Origin of the sequence: uncultured Ruegeria sp. (assembly GCF_947500045.1) — a bacterium.
Lineage (GTDB): Bacteria > Pseudomonadota > Alphaproteobacteria > Rhodobacterales > Rhodobacteraceae > Ruegeria.
In genome coordinates, this window is record NZ_CANMQQ010000001.1 from 215,691 (window position 1) to 233,001 (window position 17,311).

Below are 17,311 nucleotides of genomic sequence, written 5' to 3' on the forward strand. Positions count from 1 at the left end.
TTATGCTGCTTCAGCGTCGCTGCTGCCCAGGCTGTGAAGCGATTGGGCAAGTTTAGCGATTTCACGACGTAGCGGATTCTTGGCGGCTGAGTTGGCCAACGGCAGACCATGATCGCCGCTTTGCATGACCGCCTTGCCGCCGTCGGGCAGAAGCAGGTCAATCGAAATACCCAGGCTCTCGCCCATGCGTTTTACCCGACCTTTTCCGTTAAGGTCGGTGAATTTCGGAGCCCTGTTCATGGCGAACCGCAACTTGTTAAAAGGCAATTCTTCTGCTTGCAGAGCCCGCTTCAGACGCAAAGCGTTCTGGGCAGAACGCATATCCAGTTCGATAAGCGCAAAATAAACATGAGAGGCCTGTAGAACAGTTTCGGACCAGTGGACCAGCGTTTTTGGCATGTCGACAACGACATAGTCGAAGTGGCTGCGTGCTGTGTCGATCACGCGCTGGATATCCTCAGGGTTGATAATGTCCAGCGGCACCATGTCAGAAGGGGCCGTCAGAACCTGCAGTTTGTCTTCGAATGTTTGCAGCGCCTGTCCAAAGGACTCCTCGTCCATGGAATCCGTGTCCGAAAGCATTTCGAACACTGCTTCGTGACGCGGCAAGTCCAAAAAGGTTGAGATGCTGCCATATTGAAGGTCCAGATCGATCAAGCATACTTTAGGGGCTTCCTTGGCCGAGACCGTTGCCAGTTCCCACGCCAGATTCACAGCCATCGTTGTTGAACCGACACCGCCAGCAAGACCTTGGACCACAAACAAGGCACCTTCTTTTGATGTGCCATTGGCCAGCGGAGAAGCGGCGGGCTGCGGTGCGGCAACCGGATCAGGCTTATTCATCCGCTCAATCGCTTCCTGAAGTTCGTTTTCTGGAAGAGGGTAGGGGACAAACTCATCAGCACCTTTGCGCAAAAGCTGGTGCAGCGAGGCCGGAGTGACATCTTCGGCGATCAGAACAACCTTAATGCTCTTTTCCTTGGCCCGCATGATGATTTCACCCATCATGGTCAGGTTGTCTTCGTCATCACCATCCAGCGCCAAGGCAACAAATTGTAGCGATTCCGCTTCGGGCTGGCTAAAGAAGGCAAGCGCTTCGGCAAATCCCAGATCACCCCAGCGTTCACCCAGCGCAGCTTCCATGTCTTCGATCAACAGATCGAAATTCTGGACATCACGGCTGATGGTGCATGCCAGAATGGCGTCATTTTCATCTTGCAGCGTCGCGCTCGTCATAAACACAATCCTCGTCGAGAGGGCTGAGCAAACCGGTTGAACGCGTAAGAAGTTTGTCCTGGTCTACTGTCGCCCGATGCGGTCAATTTTGGCCGCAGGTCACCCATTTGTTCACAATGTTGCTTGGAAGTGGGGCGAGAATTGGGCGCAAAAGAACCAATTGTAGGGAAATGGGCGACAATGCCGCCCATTTCTTAGGTATTATTATTCAGCTGAATCGCTTTCACCGATTTGGATGAAGCTGATGGGTGCCGCGCTGGAGATGTATTCGCGGTAAATCACGTCAGCGTATTTTCCATCCAGAAGGTTCGGGTGGCGATCAACAAAACCTGAAACTTCTGTAACCGTGCGACGGTTGCGTCGATCCCGGTCAGAAGTTGCCACAAGAGGCCTGGATTTTCCAAAAGAAACAACAGCTTCCAGCCGCGAACGAGAGATTCCCTGCCGCGTCAGGAATGCAACAGCAGCGTTGGCGCGGCGTTGACCCAGACGATTGTTATAGGCAGTTGAACCCACAGCATCGGTATGGCCGTAAACGCGGAATCGCGCCTCGGGGAACTGTTTGATCCACGCGGCCTGCTGCAGCAAGATACGTTGCGCTGATGCGTCCAGCTGGGCGCTATCAAACGCAAAGTTGATCTGCGTCGGAACCTCGGCAGCGAATCGCTGAGCCAAGATCTGGCCATACGTCAGCTCGCCATTCATGACCTGAATGTTGTTCAGCGTCGCGTTTCCGAAAGTGCCCTGATCGATCTCATACCCAGCTTCACGAGTACAGCCGGCGACAGCAACCGAAAGGCCCAGTGTAATGATCCACTTTTCCATTGGTCCTATCCTCCTATCAATCCAGAACATAGCCATAGGATGCGCCAAAGTCCTGTTTGGCCACTTCCGAGGCGGCGCCGCTTCCAGCGCGTTGAGTTCGGGCGACTTTACCATTCACGAAAAGATCGAACTCGCTAGGCGGTTTGACCCGATCTGTCGGCAGTGCAAGCGCTTCACCACGTGTGGGCGAAACTAGGTGTGCAGTGACGATGATGATCAGTTCGCTTTGCTGGCGCCGGTATTCAGCGCTGCGGAAAAGGGCACCAAGAACCGGTACATCACCCAGCCACGGAACCTGACTGTTCAGATCGGTAAAGTCATCTTGGATCAAGCCAGCAATCGCAAAACTCTCACCGTCGTTTAACTCGATCGTCGTCCGCGTAGTTCGCGAAATAAAGCTTGGAACATTGTCACCGTTGATCGAGAAATCGGAGTTCGGATCGATGGTCGACACCGATGCCCCCATTTCCAGATTGATGAGATCGCCGTCGACGACGCGCGGTACAAACAAGAGCTGTACGCCGAAGGCCCGATATTCGATGGCAACCACGCCATCGCCCTGTGGAACAGGGATCGGCACTTCGCCGCCTGCCAGAAACTCGGCTTCCTGACCAGATAAGGCCGAAAGATTCGGTTCCGCCAAACTACGGACCAGACCTTTGGTTTCAAGTGCTTCGAGCAACAGGCGAACCTGCGTCGAGCCCGCGCCGAAACCAAACAGGATGGCACCCGTGTTGGTCTGAACAAGCGGGATGTTGTTTGCCAATGCGTTGTTCAGGGTCCCTTGGGTATTTAGTCCATTAAAGCCAGCGGTTACGTCTCCGCCGCCAAATCCCAATGATGCTGACAGGTTCTTGGCAACCGAACGGTTCATCTCGGCGAAGCGGACTTTCAGCATGACCTGCTGCACGCCGCCGACACTCATCAGGTTCGATACACGCTCTGGCGCGTAGCGTTCGGCCAACTCAAGCGCGCGCGCAAGTTTGGCGCTGCTGGAGACTGTGCCAGACAGGACGATGCCATCGTTAGCGGTACGTACCTCGATGCGCTCATTCGGCAAAATCTGACGCAGCCGCTCTTTGAACTCCGAGACGTCTGGGGAAACGCGAACACGCACGTTTGTGATCAGATTTCCCGCGCCATCAAACATCGTTAGTGTGGTTATGCCAGGTGCGCGACCAAGCACATAAATTGTCCGATCGGACAAAGTTGAGATATCAGCAATGCCTGCGTTGGCAATGCTGATGTCGGCAAAGGGTTGTTCACTCTCTACCACAATTGCGCGGTTAACCGAGACGTCCAGCGATTCTGCTGTGCCCTTTTTAACCACGCGAAGATTTTGAGCCCATGCGGCATCGCCGATTGGACTCACAACAAGCGACAACCCCAGCAGGGTTGCGCTGATCCAGGAACGTATTGTCATGTGACCTGCCTCTCCGATCACCACTCGATTTTTATTGGGTCTTATGCCCTATGTTTTGAACCCTGCGTCAATTCCGGATTTATTGCAATAATCAATGGTTTCCGGAATTTTCCTTATGTGGATTATTCGCAACAACAAAGTGAAAAGGCCGCGCAAATTGCGCGACCTTTGGATCGTTAACGGTTTGAATTGACGTTAATTTGTGCAGGGAATTGGGGTTTCGACAGTCTCACCTCCCCGGCGCGTCCGGATAGTGCAAACCTTCTTCGCGGGCACAACCGGTGCTGGTGCGCGTTCTTGGATCCCCAAAAGCGACTGCTGGTCTACTTCGACAACTTCGGCAACTTCATCATCCTGAACTCCGACAAGCGCCAATGACATACTACCGGTGTTCTGGGCCTGAGCCAAAGCCGCAATTTGCTGTGAGGTGGCTGCTACTGTTACTGTTCGGGCAATTGTTGTCCCCGTAACATCCGATCCTGCGATCTGGTCGACCGCTACCAATTCAATGTTCGTCAGAACCAAACGAGTGATTTCGCCGCGTCCTGCATCCGAAGTGCCGCGCAGCGACCCCGTCCAATATACATCAACCGTATCACCTGGGCGTAGGAAACCCGAAACGCCAGAAGCCACGTCGACTCTAAGCGCGAAGGCACGCATGCCTTTGGGTAACTGCGACCTGAGACCAGCCGTTTCGCCCGGATTGGTGATCTTTACTTCCATGATGGCTTCGTCTTTTTCCATCGCACGGAGTACGAATCGCTCGTTGTTCTTGGTGTCAGGGAACAAGACTGCCACATCAACGAAGGTGCCTTCGGGGATGGCGTCTTCTGGCCATTGAACAGTGCGAACGTCTTCTTCGTTCAGACGTTCACCATATTTGAGAGAGCGGGTGGATACCAAGACATCGACCGTCGGTACAACACCCGCTTTTGCATTTGCCAGCGCCTCTTCACGCAGTTTCCGTTCTTTCGCAAGTTTAACCTGGTTTTCGGTTATATACTCGCGTGCCATATAGACAGCACCACCAGCCAGAGCGACCCCGATGATAAGAACAAGTCCAAAAACAGCTCGCATTTGACCCTCGCCGTGTTTTTTCAATCAAGTGTAGCGGTGTTAGACCGCGACGGTTCAACGGCTACCTTATGAGTTAATTGTGTCCAAAAATGGGACAATCCCAACTATTTCCGTAATTTCCAAGAGAGCTTGCATCACAGCGGAGTGTGACACCAAGTTCACATATCGACTTTAGTCGAAACTAATCTGTTGAACTTCCATTGAGGAAAGCGCTTGGCCAGTTTGTTCGTCGACACTTCGGACGCCTTCATTCAATAGCGTATACATCATTCCGCCGATTGCCACGATCGCAGCAGTCAATACAACCCAATCCACGGTTACTGCGCCGCTTTCGTCGAGTGCAAATTTTTTGAATGTGCTGAACATCATATCACACCGCGCTAAGAAACCTTTGAAAAAGGGGCCATGTCTTCAGAAAAGACATGGCCCCCACATTAGATACCAGAGTCTGGCAGAAATTAGTTGGTGTTCGGTGTGGTAACAGTGATGCCCGACAGCGAGCTGCTGATGTTGCCAGCCAGAGCACTTGCACCGGTCTGAACCTGATTATATGCGATGGCTGCCAGTGCAACAACGGCTGCGGTCAGAACGACCCAGTCTACAGTTACGGCGCCGTCTTCGTCTTTGCGGAAGTTCTTGATGAACTTGATCATGTTACGTCCCTCCTAAAGGATCAAAAAGTAATTAACCTCGGCGTCTTTCAGAGCTTTCTCTCTCAGTCCGCTCCCGATCGTCTCGGCATGGATACATATTTGACCTTTGTGCGTGGCAGGAATTGGGCCAAACCAATATTTTTTTGCTCAAAGCTTAAGATTTTATTCGTTTTTCTTGTAGTCCATTGTATTAAAACAAAAATTATCCAACCTTTTTTCTTACGCTGACCGATGGGCGATGCAAAATAGCGGCAAATGAGGCGAAATTGCCCCATTTCACGTTGTTTTTCTGGTGTGACAGGCCGCTATAAGGTTCAAAATGCTTTAAAAGATAAGAAATCGAGGCAGGCAAATGTATTTCCGGGACGCAATCTTTTGCGCAGGTACGGTGGTGTTTCTAATGTCAGGGGCAATAACCGTTTCTGCGACCGAGATAGAACCACGCGGTGTCTATAAGCGTATCAAGGCCCCCGAACCGGGCTCACGGCCGCGCGTGACAATTCAGATCACACCCGAACAACATGCGACATCACCGTCGGCTCCCAGTACCGGAGTTGAGCTGGAGGAGCCAGAAGTTACAACCCCCGCGACAGTACCGCCATCAATCCCACCGAAGATTGCCGGTACAACCAAGCCGGTCGGAAGCTATCAGGCTTTCTGGAGTCGAATCTCACCCGATCTAGCGCAGGCAAATGCAGGGCGGCTTGCAGAAGCTGTTCAGGCATTGACAACGACGGATGTGGCGGCACCACGACTGCAAACGCTTCAGGACATCGCGGACAAGCGCGGAGTGGACATTCTGCGTTCGACCGTCGGCACCAATGTCTCGCCTGCGCTTGTGCTGGCGGTAATTTCGGTGGAATCGGCCGGAAAGACTCAGGCGGTAAGTTCTGCAGGGGCGCAAGGGTTGATGCAGCTGATGCCAGCCACCGCCGAGCGCTTTGGGGTCACAGACAGCTTGAAGCCAGAACAGAACATCGAAGGCGGGGTCAAATACCTGCATTGGCTGATGGAGGAATTCGGGAACGACCCGATTCTCGTGCTTGCAGGTTACAATGCAGGTGAGGGCGCAGTGCATAAGCACAGTGGCGTGCCGCCCTATGCCGAGACCAGAGACTACGTGCCCAAGGTACTTGCCGCGTTTCAGGTCGCAAGTGCACTGTGCACGTCGACGCCACAGTTTGTTTCAGATCCCTGCGTATTTCAGGCCACAAACTAAAAAGACCCGCGTCACAGCGGGCCTTATGTTTCTTTGGTACGAGGTCAATCGACAATCGTCGCCTGAGTCGCGGCCCTCAAATCCGCGTCGCTGACGCCATCGGCTAGTTCAACGATCTTCAGACCACCTTCGACAACATCAAGAACGCCCAGATTGGTGATGATGCGATCCACGACACCCTGGCCGGTCAGTGGCAGGGTGCATTCTTTCAGCACTTTTGAGTCGCCGTGCTTGTTGGTGTGATCCATGACCACGATCACGCGACCTACACCAGCCACCAGATCCATTGCGCCACCCATGCCTTTGACCAGCTTGCCGGGAATCATCCAGTTGGCCAGATCACCCTTCTCGTCCACTTCCATAGCGCCCAAAATCGCAGCAGCGATTTTGCCGCCCCGGATCATGGCGAATGAGGTTGCGCTGTCAAAATAAGATGTACGGGACAGTTCGGTGATCGTCTGCTTGCCTGCGTTGATAAGATCAGCATCTTCTTCGCCCTCGTAAGGGAAGGGGCCCATGCCCAGCATCCCGTTCTCGGACTGCAACGTGATATCCTTGTCACCCACATAGTTCGCCACCAGCGTCGGAATACCAATGCCGAGGTTCACATACATGCCGTCTTCCAGCTCTTGAGCTGCGCGTGCGGCCATCTGATTGCGGTCCCAGGGCATTATGCGTCCTCCTTCTTGCGGGTGGTGCGCTGTTCGATGCGCTTTTCGTGGCTGCCTTGAATGATGCGGTGCACATAGATGCCAGGCAGATGGATGCTGTCCGGGTCCAGTGAGCCGCGCGGGACGATCTCTTCGACCTCGGCCACACAGATTTTTCCGCAGGTCGCCGCGGGCACATTGAAGTTGCGGGCTGTTTTGCGAAACACAAGGTTGCCGGTGTCGTCCGCTTTCCATGCCTTGACGATGGCGAGGTCAGCGAAGATGCCTTCCTCAAGTATATAGGTTTCGCCGTTGAACTCTTTGTGCTCTTTGCCGTCGGCAATAACGGTGCCCACACCGGTTTTGGTATAGAAACCGGGGATGCCTGCGCCGCCGGCCCGCATACGTTCGGCCAGTGTGCCTTGCGGGTTGAATTCCAGCTCAAGCTCGCCGCTTAGGTACTGGCGCATGAATTCGGCATTTTCGCCCACGTATGAGCTGATCATCTTCCTGACCTGCTTGGTCTGCAGCAAGATGCCGATGCCGAAATCATCCACCCCGGCGTTGTTCGACGCAAAGGTCAGATCCTTGGCACCCGAAGTCTTGATCGCCTCAAGCAGCAACTCCGGGATTCCGCACAGGCCAAACCCGCCTGCCGCGATCAACATGCCATCCGAGATCACTCCATCGAGCGCCTCGTTGGCATTGGCATAGATTTTCTTCATGGAAAACTCTCCCAATGACGTGGTGTTGGGCCGAGTTGTGCCGCCACGTCATCGGGAAGTCAACGAATCCAAGGCACGGGTGGTATTTCTACCTAACCCGCCTTTTTGGTGGTCTACTTGGCGACGGCTTTCTTCTTGGGGGGCGCCTTTTTCTTTGTGCCTTTTTTGTTCGCGCGTTCATTGACCAGTTCAATGGCCATTTCTTGCGTCACGTCTTCGGGCTTGATATCTTTTGGGATGGTCGCGTTGACCTTTTCCCATTTCACATATGGCCCATAGCGTCCGTCCAGAACCTGCATTGCTCCACCATCGGGGTGTTCACCCAGTTCTTTCAACGCCTTTGCAGCTGCCCTTCGCCCGCGTCCCGGATTGGCGCGTTTTTCGGCCAGAAGTTCAACGGCGCGGTTCATACCGATCTCAAACACGTCGTTAGGGTCTTTGAGGTTGGCATAGACCGGCTTGGCCTCATCGGCCAGCTGATGCATCAGATAGGGGCCGAAGCGGCCAAAGTTCGAACTGATCATACCGCCCTCGGGATGTTCGCCAATCTGGCGGGGCAGGGATAGCAGCGTCAGCGCCTTCTCCAGACCCATGTCATCCTTGCTCCAGCCACGGGGGAGCGAGGCGCGCGGGGGCTTTTTGTTTTCGGGCGTGGGTTCGCCACGTTGCACATAAGGTCCGAAACGACCGGATTTCAACCAGATCTCATCGCCAGCGTCTTCACCCAGCAGCCGTTCATCCCCTTCGGCGCCTTCGCCCGCGATGGGACGGGTATAGGTGCACTCGGGATAGTTGCCACAGCCTACAAACCCACCGGTGCGAGAGGTCTTCAGATGTAATTGCCCCATACCACATTTCGGGCAGACACGCGGGTCAGAGCCATCTTCACGCGGCGGATACAACTGAGGCGCCAATGCTTCGTCCAGCTTGTCCAGCACCTCGGAGATACGCAATTCTGACGTCTCGCCAATAGCAGCCGAGAAATCGCGCCAGAACTTGCCCAGCAGGTCCTTATAGTCGCGCTCTCCCGCGCTGACATCGTCAAGCTCTTCCTCCAGATTGGCGGTAAACTCATAGCCAACGTATTGCCGGAAGAAATTCAACAGAAAGATCGTAACGATCCGGCCCTTTTCCTCGGGGATCAGCCGGTTCTTGTCCTTGCGCACATATTCGCGGTCCTGAATCGTCGTCACGACCGAGGCATAGGTTGATGGGCGTCCGATCCCCAGCTCTTCCATCCGCTTGACCAGCGTGGCCTCTGTATAGCGCGGGGGCGGTTGGGTGTGGTGCTGCAGCGCCAGAACGGATTCATTTTCAGACAGGACTGCGGCTTTGTCATCGCCGGTCGCTTTGGAATACTGATCACGCAGCGAAGTTTTGGCAAAGCGTGCAGGGTCTCCCTGCATGATCTGGGGCAGGCGTTTGTCGTCATCATCGACAACATCATCGCGGCCCTCTTCATAGACGCGCATGAAACCGTCGAACAGCATCACCTGACCAGTAGCGCGCAGGCCGACCTGGCCGTCATCACTACTGATTTCGACCGTGGTCCGTTCTAGCCGTGCAGCAGCCATCTGACACGCAATGGTGCGCTTCCAGATCAGATCATACAGCTTGCGCTGGTCTTCATCGGTCACCTTCAGCGCCTTGGCATCGCGCGTCATATCCGTTGGGCGGATACATTCGTGCGCTTCCTGCGCGTTCTTGGCCTTGTTCTTATATATACGCAGGCTGCTGGGCACGTATTCCTTACCGTACCGATCAGCGATGGTATCGCGCGTGGCTGCCACGGCCTCGGGGGCCATGTCGATGCCGTCAGTTCGCATATAGGTAATGTACCCGGCCTCATAGAGCCGTTGCGCCACTTGCATCGCGTGGCGCGCACCCATACCGAACTTGCGGCTGGCCTCCTGTTGCAGGGTCGAGGTCATGAAAGGCGCGCTCGGGTTTCGCGCTGCAGGTTTGGCCTCGACCGAGGTGACGCTTAGTGCACGGCTTGTGATCGCCTGCACGGCCAGCTCGGCCTGCGTGGCGTTGGCCAGATCGTGTTTGTCCAACTTCTTTCCGGCCAAGGTGACCAGACGCGCCTCATAAGTCTGCCCGCGCGGGGTTTCGAATATTGCTTTGACGGACCAGTATTCGACCGGTTTGAACGCCTCGATCTCCATCTCGCGCTCGACGATCAGGCGCAGGCAAACCGATTGCACGCGACCTGCGGATTTCGCACCAGGCAGTTTGCGCCACAGAACAGGCGACAGGTTAAATCCTACCAGATAGTCCAGCGCACGGCGGGCCAGATATGCCTCGACCAACGGCATATCCACCTGGCGCGGGTTCTGCATCGCTTCGGTCACGGCGTCCTTGGTGATCGCATTGAAAGTCACGCGGCTGACCGGTGTGTCCTTCTTGATCGAGCGGCGCTTGGTCAGCGCCTCCTGCAAGTGCCAACTGATCGCCTCGCCCTCGCGATCAGGGTCAGTCGCGAGGATCAGCGCGTTGTCTTCCTTGAGCGCATCGGCAATTGCTTTGACATGCTTGCGACTGTCATTGCCAACCTCCCATTTCATCGAGAATTCATGCTCGGGATCGACCGATCCATCCTTGGGTGGAAGGTCCCGCACATGGCCATAAGAGGCCAGAACCGTGTAGTTGGGTCCCAGATATTTATTGATCGTTTTTGCTTTGGCCGGAGATTCTACAACAACTACAGGCATTTAAAAGGAATCCTCGCTCGACCAATTTTGCGCTTTGTATGACCGTGCAAAATGTGTGGGGCAAGATCGATTTGTCAATGCGTTCCTTTCCATTGCCAAATCGGCTCGAATTGTGGACCTGTTTTGGCCGTTCACGGCGCACCGTCGGTCGACGCTTTCAATGCGCTTTCCGGTCGAAATATCATACACAAAGGGACAACAAGCCACCAGGTTGCCGCTGAATCTTGCCGTCGAGCTCCAGATCAACCAGTACTGGTCCGATATCACCCGCTGTTGCCGCAATATCCCGGATCAATTGGTCTTCGGCTATCGGAGATGGACCAAGACGGGTCAGAATCGCTTCATGCAGGGCCCGAGGTATCGAATCAGGTTCTGTAGTTATCTGCCGGGCGGGTGGTTCTTGTTGAATTGCGTACTCAGGTTGCTGCTTTGGCAACGCGTCAATCACGTCCTCAGCCGAGCGGATCAATGTCGCGCCATCCCGGATCAGCAAGTTGCACCCTGCGGCGCGGGCGTCAAAGGGATGGCCAGGAACCGCCAGAACTTCTCGCCCCTGATCCAAGGCATCCCTTGCAGTAATCAGGCTGCCTGATTTCGCCGCGGCCTCGACAACAATCACCGCTTGCGCAAGGCCCGAGATGATACGGTTGCGTCGCGGGAAATGGCGCGCCTGCGGTGTCGTGCCCATGGGCTGTTCGGACAGGCGCAGGCCGCTCTCAACAATATCTCGTGCGAGATCGGCGTTCTCGGCGGGATAGATCACGTCGACGCCTCCGGCCATTACCGCCACCGTACCAGTTGCCAATGCGGCTAGATGAGCCGAGGTATCAATCCCGCGCGCTAGCCCAGAAACAATGACGAAATCTTGCTTGCCCAGATCGGCAGCAAGCGCACGCGCCATGCGCGCACCCAGCGAAGAGCAGTTTCGCGCCCCGACCATCGCAATCGCCTGGCGTTTTAGGATTGACGGATCTCCGATCGCCCACAGCATCGGTGGTGCATCCGAAATATCATTCAAAGCCTCGGGATAATCGGCGGCCCCAAGGCACAAAAGCCGTGCTTTTGCGGCTTTTGCGGCCCTGAGTTCCGCCTCAATCACACCGGGAGGACAGATTTCATATCTTTCGATCCCGGCAGCGCGTGCCATTTCCGGCAGCGCAGCCAGCGCATTCTGCGCTGAGCCGTGTTCGCGCAGCAAGCGTCGGAACGTCGCCGGACCAACCTTGCGCGAACGCAACAGGCGGAGCCACGAAAACCGGTCTTCTTCCGTGGTGGGTGGGAGTGGGGGGTGATAGGAAGAAAGCTGCTCTTCGGTCATCCGATGCTCCGCCTGATTGCAAAACTGGTTTACGGTGAAGCGGGTTAACAGCCTGTGAATCTCAGAAAATTAGATATGTTTTGTTCGGTATTTCACTCGAAAAGGAAGAGTATCCATATGAAAAAGAAAGAGAAAATTTATGTCAATTTTCTTGGGGCGTGTCGCACCTGTTCGGTTTCCGCCGCTGTGGATGGGGCGCAGTGTTAACTCTGCGTCCCATTTTGTGACAGATCATCCGACTCAGGCGGCAGAACCGCCGACCGTCAGCCCATCCATCAGAACTGTCGGCTGTCCGACGCCCACCGGAACCCATTGCCCGTCCTTGCCGCAGGTGCCCATGCCGGGATCAAGCGCCATATCGTTGCCCAAGCCCCGAATACGCTTCAACGCTGACGGGCCGTCGCCAATCAGTGTCGCACCCTTGACCGGTGCACCTATCTTACCATTTTCAACCCGGTAGGCCTCGGTGCAGGAAAACACAAACTTGCCGTTCGTGATATCGACCTGACCACCGCCAAATCCCACGGCCCAGATCCCATCCTTGATATCGGCCACCAGCGATGCAGGATCGGCATCGCCGCCCAGCATGATGGTATTGGTCATGCGCGGCATGGGTTTATGGGCATAGCTTTGCCTCCGCCCGTTCCCGGTGGGTGCAACACCCATCAAACGCGCGTTCTGGCGGTCCTGCATATAGCCGGTAAGAATACCATCCTCGATCAACACCGTACGCGAACTGGGCGTGCCCTCGTCATCCACCGAAATCGAGCCGCGACGATCCGCAATCGTTCCGTCATCCACAACTGTCACGCCTTTTGAGGCGATCTGCTGACCCATCAGCCCAGCAAAGGCAGAGCTGCCCTTGCGGTTGAAATCACCTTCAAGGCCGTGACCGATGGCTTCGTGCAACAGAATTCCGGGCCAGCCTGGGCCCAATGCGACCTCCATCACACCGGCAGGGGCAGGGATGGCATCCAGATTAACCATCGCGATCCGCAGTGCCTCTTGTGCCTTTGCCTGCCAGTCGGCGGGATCAATCAGCCCATCCAGCCCAACACGACCGCCCCCTCCGGCAGAGCCGCTTTCACGTCTGCCGTTCTGTTCAACGATGACCGATACGTTCAATCGGGTCATTGGGCGTACATCGCGCACCTGAACGCCATCGGGGCGCAAAATCTCAATCTCTTGTACGGTGGCTGCGATGGTCGCGCTGACCTGCACAACCCGAGGGTCCAGATCGCGCGTGAAGGCATCAATCTCGCGCAAGGTTTCGATCTTGACGGGGAAACTGGCGGATTCGATCGGGTCTTCATCAGTGTAAAGCCGGATATTGGTGGGCTGCGGGGCCCTAGCCATTGTTCCGCCACCATCACCTACAGCCAGTCGCGCAGTTTCGGCTGCCCGCTTCAAAGACGGTATCGAGACATCGGTTGAATGCGCGTATCCCGCGACCTCACCCTGCACAGCGCGCAGGCCGAATCCCTCGGATGCGTCGTACGAAGCCGTGCGCAATCGCCCGTCATCAAACACCAGCGACTCGGATTTTCGCCGTTCGACAAACAGCTCTCCGTCTTCTGCGCCATTGGTTGCGGACCGCAGTTCAGCAAGCGCTTCATCCCTGGGGAGAATGCTTTCAAAAGGGCGAAACGGGGCCTGAGTCATCAGTTGTGACCTTTCGGGTTTGATCCAGATCAAAAATAGCGTCTGTTTGACGCAAGCATTTTGCTTTATCTACCCGACGGAATATGGTTTTTAACGCGGCCAAAGACAACGGGAGAGGTGCGACCGATTCACACCTTTTCGCCAGAGACGCAAAGATCAAACGATCAGGACAGAAAATGAAGAATGCTTTGATGCTTTCCGGGCTTGCTACGGCCCTCTCCAGCCTTCCAGCCATGGCTCAGGAACTTGAGATTATTGGCAAGCCGGTCGATGGTGGGATGGGTTTCCAGCCTTCGGCTACCGAACTTGCTGACAGGATTCATAGTCTGGACGCGATGATTCTGGTGATCATCACTGCCATCTGCCTGTTTGTTGCGGGTCTGCTGGTCTATTGCATCGTACGCTACAATCAGCGCGTTAATCCCAACCCTGCACGATTCTCTCACTATACTCCGGTCGAGATTGCATGGACCCTGGTCCCGATTCTGATTCTGGTCGTTATCGGGGCGTTCTCGCTGCCGGTTCTGTTCCAGCAACAGGAAATCCCCGAAGGCGACATCACCATCAAAGTTGTAGGCAACCAATGGTACTGGACCTACGAGTATGTTGATCATGATTTTGCCTTTGACAGCTATCTTCTGGGCCACCCGGCTACTTTGGATGAAGGCGCCCGCCCTGCGGATGCAGATGTGACACCGTTTATTCTGGACGATGCGATGCGCGCCAAACTGACCGACGCGGGCTACAGCGAAGACGAATGGCTGCTGGCCACTGACACCGCCGTTGTTGTTCCGGTTGGAAAGATCATTGTTATGCAAGTGACTGCTTCGGACGTTATCCACTCGTGGACCATTCCTTCGTTTGGCGTGAAGCAGGACGGCGTGCCGGGGCGCTTGGCCGAACTGTGGTTCGAAGCTGAAAAAGAGGGCATCTACTTTGGTCAGTGCTCAGAACTGTGCGGCAAGGATCACGCGTACATGCCGATCACCGTCAAAGTGGTGAGCGAAGAGGCCTATGAACAGTGGCTTCAGGACGCTCTGGAAGAGTATGCAGGTCAGCCTGCCCCCTATCAGGTGGCCTCGAACTAAGCCCGTAGCGGCCTAGTAAACACATGCAGGCTGCGCGGGATTCGCGCAGCTTTCGCCCCGAAAAGGACCGGAAATGAGCGACGCAAGCTTCAATGCCAGCACCGTAGCCGCCCAGACCCGCGCGGACGAGGCCAGCTTTGGCGACTATTTCGCCCTGCTGAAGCCACGCGTGATGTCGTTGGTTGTGTTTACGGCTTTGGTTGGGCTGCTTGCGGCTCCGGTTCCGGTGCATCCGTTTGTTGGATTCTGTGCCATCCTGTTCGTTGCGATCGGTGGCGGTGCGTCTGGCGCACTGAACATGTGGTGGGACGCGGATATCGACCGCGTGATGAAGCGCACCAAAGGTCGCCCGATCCCGTCGGGCAAGGTCGAAGAAGGCGAGGCGATGGCGCTTGGGCTGGCCCTGTCTGGCCTGTCCGTGATCATGCTGGGGCTGGCGACCAACTGGTTCGCGGGTGCGTTTCTGGCCTTTACCATCTTTTTCTATGTCGTCGTTTACACGATGTGGCTGAAGCGATCGACGCCGCAAAATATCGTCATTGGCGGCGCCGCTGGGGCATTCCCGCCTGTTATCGGATGGGTCGCAGCCACGGGATCAATGACGCTGGAGCCGTGGTTGATGTTCGCACTGACCTTCATGTGGACACCGCCGCATTTCTGGGCGTTGGCGCTGTTCATGCGCTCGGACTATGACGATGCGGGCGTCCCGATGCTGACAGTTACACATGGGCGTCGTGCGACGCGCCGGCATATTTTGGTCTATACCGCCCTGTTGGCGCTGCTCGCCGTTGGCACTGCGTTCTCGGATATCGGCGGGCCGATCTATCTGATGGTTGCGCTGGTACTGAATGCCCTGTTCCTGCGGGGTGCGTGGGTCATCTCGCGCCGAACCGAGAATGATGCTGAGGCGGATAACTTCAAAGTGGAACGCAGTTTCTTCAAACTGTCGCTTCTGTATCTTTTCCTGCATTTTGGTGCGATTCTGGTCGAAGCTTTGCTGAAACCTTATGGGTTGGGGGGCTGGTCATGAGCTTGCGCAAAAGCCACGAGCTGCATCAGCGCCGGTTCAGCCGAAATCTGGGCGTCGGCCTGACGCTGGCAGCGTTCATCGTGATCATCTTTGGACTGACGATTGTGAAAGTCTCGGGCACTGATTTTAATCTGGCGCCGCAAGAGGTGCAGAACTGATGGCGATGACAGGACCTCAGAAAACTGTTGCGCAAACGGTTGGTGTGGTTGTCCTGATGGGCAGCCTCGCATGGGCATCGGTGCCATTCTATGATTGGTTCTGCCGTGTCACCGGGTTTGGCGGAACCACCGGTGTGGCCGAAGTCGCCCCTGACGAAATTCTGGATCGCACAATTACCGTGCGCTTTGACGCATCGAAAGCCAAAGATATGGCTTGGGAATTCAAGCCGGTCGAACGACAGATGGAAGTCCGCATAGGTGAGACAGGACTTGCCTTCTACGAGGCTTACAATCCGACCGATCGCCCGATCGCGGGGCAGGCTTCTTACAATGTCGCGCCGTATTCGGCTGGAGGGTACTTTCAGAAAATCGCCTGTTTCTGCTTTGAAGAACAGGTTCTACAACCCGGTGAGCGGGTTGAAATGCCGGTGACTTTCTTTGTCGACCCGGAAATCGTTGACGATCTGGAAGCCAAGTATGTGCATACGATCACTCTGTCGTATACATTCTACGAAATTGACCTGCCCGAGGGCTATGCCGCCCTTGAAGTGCAGGCTGATACAAACAAGAACTAACGCCTGTAGGTGAGGGACGCTGATGGCACACGCTAAAGACCATGACTACCACATTCTGAACCCCTCGATCTGGCCGCTGATCGGGGCTGTCAGTGGGTTTGTGATGCTGTTCGGAGCCGTTCTGTGGATGCACGGGGTCACCCCGTGGATCTTCTGGATGGGGTTGATCGGTGTCCTTTACACCATGTTCGCCTGGTGGTCCGAAGTGGTGGTGGAAAGCCGTCAGGGCGATCACACGCCGGTTGTACGCATCGGCCTGCGCTACGGATTTATCCTGTTCGTGATGTCCGAAGTGATGTTCTTCTTTGCCTGGTTCTGGTCGTTCTTCAAACATCGCATGTACCCGATGTACGACTATGCCGGGACCGAGTATATTCAGCCGGATATTCACGCCGTTGACCCGTTTCACCTGCCATTGATCAATACACTGGTCTTGTTGTTGTCGGGCTGTGCAATCACCTGGGCGCACCACGCACTGGTGCATGACAATGACCGTAAGGCTCTGATCAATGGTCTGGCTATCGGGATCGTTCTGGGCATCGCGTTCACCGCGTTGCAAGGCTTTGAATACTATGAGCTGCTGGCGCATGAAGGTTGGAAATTCGGTGATGATCAGTTCTATTCGAACTTCTTCATGGCGACTGGTTTCCACGGTTTCCATGTCATCATCGGAACCATCTTCCTGTCTGTCTGCCTGATCCGTGCGCTGAAGGGTGATTTCACGCCCGAGAAACACGTGGGTTTCGAGGCAGCGGCCTGGTACTGGCACTTTGTTGACGTCGTTTGGCTGTTCCTGTTCTTCGCCGTCTACATCTGGGGTCAAGCCCCTCTGATGTGAGCTGTGTCAGGTAATCCAATTGCAAAAGCCGCCCCATGGGGCGGCTTTTTCTCTATCCCGGGCGCAAGATTGCGCCCGATACAATTGCACGGTTGCAATCCACCTCAAGCCAACCATAAC

The 17,311-nt window shown here is 55.4% G+C and carries 17 protein-coding genes; 6 read left to right on the forward strand and 11 right to left on the reverse strand.

Translation table 11 applies throughout. The features are described from left to right. The 6 genes from Q1B46_RS01115 to Q1B46_RS01140 form a co-directional block, all read right to left on the reverse strand. The gene (locus Q1B46_RS01115; protein ID WP_299943736.1) at positions 1 to 1,236 is read right to left on the reverse strand and encodes an AAA family ATPase; all 1,236 of its coding nucleotides are present in this window, start codon (positions 1,234 to 1,236) and stop codon (positions 1 to 3) included. Between the two features lie 204 nt (positions 1,237 to 1,440). Further along, the gene (locus Q1B46_RS01120) at positions 1,441 to 2,061 is read right to left on the reverse strand and encodes an OmpA family protein (RefSeq protein ID WP_299943739.1); all 621 of its coding nucleotides are present in this window, start codon (positions 2,059 to 2,061) and stop codon (positions 1,441 to 1,443) included. A gap of 16 nt (positions 2,062 to 2,077) precedes the next feature. Further along, positions 2,078 to 3,484, reverse strand: a complete 1,407-nt coding sequence (locus tag Q1B46_RS01125) for a type II and III secretion system protein family protein (protein WP_299943742.1) — start codon at positions 3,482 to 3,484, stop codon at positions 2,078 to 2,080. Positions 3,485 to 3,679: 195 nt separating this feature from the next. Next, positions 3,680 to 4,561: a Flp pilus assembly protein CpaB gene (gene cpaB / locus Q1B46_RS01130; protein WP_299943745.1), complete on the reverse strand. Its 882-nt coding sequence runs from the start codon at positions 4,559 to 4,561 to the stop codon at positions 3,680 to 3,682. Between the two features lie 171 nt (positions 4,562 to 4,732). Beyond that, complete coding sequence (locus Q1B46_RS01135; protein WP_299943748.1) at positions 4,733 to 4,927, reverse strand: hypothetical protein; 195 nt, start codon at positions 4,925 to 4,927, stop codon at positions 4,733 to 4,735. 92 nt (positions 4,928 to 5,019) lie between these two features. Beyond that, positions 5,020 to 5,214 (reverse strand): hypothetical protein, encoded by a 195-nt coding sequence (locus Q1B46_RS01140; RefSeq protein ID WP_299943751.1) that lies wholly within the window; start codon positions 5,212 to 5,214, stop codon positions 5,020 to 5,022. A gap of 400 nt (positions 5,215 to 5,614) precedes the next feature. Between Q1B46_RS01140 and Q1B46_RS01145 the strand changes: the two genes are divergently transcribed. Continuing rightward, entirely contained in the window at positions 5,615 to 6,433 is an 819-nt protein-coding gene (locus Q1B46_RS01145) for a lytic transglycosylase domain-containing protein (RefSeq protein ID WP_299943754.1), read from the forward strand. Between the two features lie 44 nt (positions 6,434 to 6,477). On the opposite strand, the gene Q1B46_RS01150 is transcribed toward Q1B46_RS01145, so the two are convergent. The 5 genes from Q1B46_RS01150 to tldD all read right to left on the reverse strand — a co-directional run bounded on the left by Q1B46_RS01150 (position 6,478) and on the right by tldD (position 13,502). Then, on the reverse strand, positions 6,478 to 7,104 hold the full coding sequence (locus Q1B46_RS01150; protein WP_299943757.1) for a 3-oxoacid CoA-transferase subunit B: 627 nt from the start codon (positions 7,102 to 7,104) through the stop codon (positions 6,478 to 6,480). After that, positions 7,104 to 7,808 carry a CoA transferase subunit A gene (locus tag Q1B46_RS01155; RefSeq protein ID WP_299943760.1) on the reverse strand — a complete coding sequence of 235 codons (705 nt, stop codon included), beginning with the start codon at positions 7,806 to 7,808 and terminating at the stop codon, positions 7,104 to 7,106. The genes Q1B46_RS01150 and Q1B46_RS01155 overlap by 1 nt, the downstream gene beginning before the upstream one ends. Positions 7,809 to 7,921: 113 nt before the next feature. Then, on the reverse strand, positions 7,922 to 10,522 hold the full coding sequence (gene topA, locus Q1B46_RS01160) for a type I DNA topoisomerase (RefSeq protein WP_299943763.1): 2,601 nt from the start codon (positions 10,520 to 10,522) through the stop codon (positions 7,922 to 7,924). 181 nt (positions 10,523 to 10,703) lie between these two features. Continuing rightward, positions 10,704 to 11,840 carry a DNA-processing protein DprA gene (gene dprA, locus Q1B46_RS01165; protein ID WP_299943766.1) on the reverse strand — a complete coding sequence of 379 codons (1,137 nt, stop codon included), beginning with the start codon at positions 11,838 to 11,840 and terminating at the stop codon, positions 10,704 to 10,706. Positions 11,841 to 12,080: 240 nt separating this feature from the next. Further along, entirely contained in the window at positions 12,081 to 13,502 is a 1,422-nt protein-coding gene (tldD, locus tag Q1B46_RS01170; RefSeq protein WP_299943771.1) for a metalloprotease TldD, read from the reverse strand. 176 nt (positions 13,503 to 13,678) lie between these two features. Here tldD and coxB point away from each other — a divergent pair, with 176 nt between their 5' ends. The 5 genes from coxB to Q1B46_RS01195 all read left to right on the forward strand — a co-directional run bounded on the left by coxB (position 13,679) and on the right by Q1B46_RS01195 (position 17,191). Next, on the forward strand, positions 13,679 to 14,590 hold the full coding sequence (gene coxB, locus Q1B46_RS01175; protein ID WP_299943775.1) for a cytochrome c oxidase subunit II: 912 nt from the start codon (positions 13,679 to 13,681) through the stop codon (positions 14,588 to 14,590). A gap of 73 nt (positions 14,591 to 14,663) precedes the next feature. Beyond that, positions 14,664 to 15,620 (forward strand): heme o synthase, encoded by a 957-nt coding sequence (gene cyoE / locus Q1B46_RS01180; RefSeq protein WP_299943778.1) that lies wholly within the window; start codon positions 14,664 to 14,666, stop codon positions 15,618 to 15,620. Then, the gene (locus Q1B46_RS01185) at positions 15,617 to 15,778 is read left to right on the forward strand and encodes a hypothetical protein (protein ID WP_193746506.1); all 162 of its coding nucleotides are present in this window, start codon (positions 15,617 to 15,619) and stop codon (positions 15,776 to 15,778) included. The genes cyoE and Q1B46_RS01185 overlap by 4 nt, the downstream gene beginning before the upstream one ends. Beyond that, positions 15,778 to 16,353, forward strand: a complete 576-nt coding sequence (locus tag Q1B46_RS01190; protein WP_299943786.1) for a cytochrome c oxidase assembly protein — start codon at positions 15,778 to 15,780, stop codon at positions 16,351 to 16,353. Before Q1B46_RS01185 ends, Q1B46_RS01190 begins: the two co-directional genes overlap by 1 nt. Positions 16,354 to 16,375: 22 nt before the next feature. Beyond that, on the forward strand, positions 16,376 to 17,191 hold the full coding sequence (locus tag Q1B46_RS01195; protein WP_170541585.1) for a cytochrome c oxidase subunit 3: 816 nt from the start codon (positions 16,376 to 16,378) through the stop codon (positions 17,189 to 17,191). The last annotated feature ends 120 nt before the right edge of the window (positions 17,192 to 17,311 follow it).

What these genes read in the sequence shown, in the direction of transcription:
- Q1B46_RS01115 (WP_299943736.1), bottom strand. Translation starts at nt 1,236, where the DNA reads ATGACGAGCGCGACGCTGCAAGATGAAAATGACGCCATTCTGGCATGC.
- Q1B46_RS01120 (WP_299943739.1), bottom strand. Translation starts at nt 2,061, where the DNA reads ATGGAAAAGTGGATCATTACACTGGGCCTTTCGGTTGCTGTCGCCGGC.
- Q1B46_RS01125 (WP_299943742.1), bottom strand. Translation starts at nt 3,484, where the DNA reads ATGACAATACGTTCCTGGATCAGCGCAACCCTGCTGGGGTTGTCGCTT.
- cpaB (WP_299943745.1), bottom strand. Translation starts at nt 4,561, where the DNA reads ATGCGAGCTGTTTTTGGACTTGTTCTTATCATCGGGGTCGCTCTGGCT.
- Q1B46_RS01135 (WP_299943748.1), bottom strand. Translation starts at nt 4,927, where the DNA reads ATGTTCAGCACATTCAAAAAATTTGCACTCGACGAAAGCGGCGCAGTA.
- Q1B46_RS01140 (WP_299943751.1), bottom strand. Translation starts at nt 5,214, where the DNA reads ATGATCAAGTTCATCAAGAACTTCCGCAAAGACGAAGACGGCGCCGTA.
- Q1B46_RS01145 (WP_299943754.1), top strand. Translation starts at nt 5,615, where the DNA reads ATGTCAGGGGCAATAACCGTTTCTGCGACCGAGATAGAACCACGCGGT.
- Q1B46_RS01150 (WP_299943757.1), bottom strand. Translation starts at nt 7,104, where the DNA reads ATGCCCTGGGACCGCAATCAGATGGCCGCACGCGCAGCTCAAGAGCTG.
- Q1B46_RS01155 (WP_299943760.1), bottom strand. Translation starts at nt 7,808, where the DNA reads ATGAAGAAAATCTATGCCAATGCCAACGAGGCGCTCGATGGAGTGATC.
- topA (WP_299943763.1), bottom strand. Translation starts at nt 10,522, where the DNA reads ATGCCTGTAGTTGTTGTAGAATCTCCGGCCAAAGCAAAAACGATCAAT.
- dprA (WP_299943766.1), bottom strand. Translation starts at nt 11,840, where the DNA reads ATGACCGAAGAGCAGCTTTCTTCCTATCACCCCCCACTCCCACCCACC.
- tldD (WP_299943771.1), bottom strand. Translation starts at nt 13,502, where the DNA reads ATGACTCAGGCCCCGTTTCGCCCTTTTGAAAGCATTCTCCCCAGGGAT.
- coxB (WP_299943775.1), top strand. Translation starts at nt 13,679, where the DNA reads ATGAAGAATGCTTTGATGCTTTCCGGGCTTGCTACGGCCCTCTCCAGC.
- cyoE (WP_299943778.1), top strand. Translation starts at nt 14,664, where the DNA reads ATGAGCGACGCAAGCTTCAATGCCAGCACCGTAGCCGCCCAGACCCGC.
- Q1B46_RS01185 (WP_193746506.1), top strand. Translation starts at nt 15,617, where the DNA reads ATGAGCTTGCGCAAAAGCCACGAGCTGCATCAGCGCCGGTTCAGCCGA.
- Q1B46_RS01190 (WP_299943786.1), top strand. Translation starts at nt 15,778, where the DNA reads ATGGCGATGACAGGACCTCAGAAAACTGTTGCGCAAACGGTTGGTGTG.
- Q1B46_RS01195 (WP_170541585.1), top strand. Translation starts at nt 16,376, where the DNA reads ATGGCACACGCTAAAGACCATGACTACCACATTCTGAACCCCTCGATC.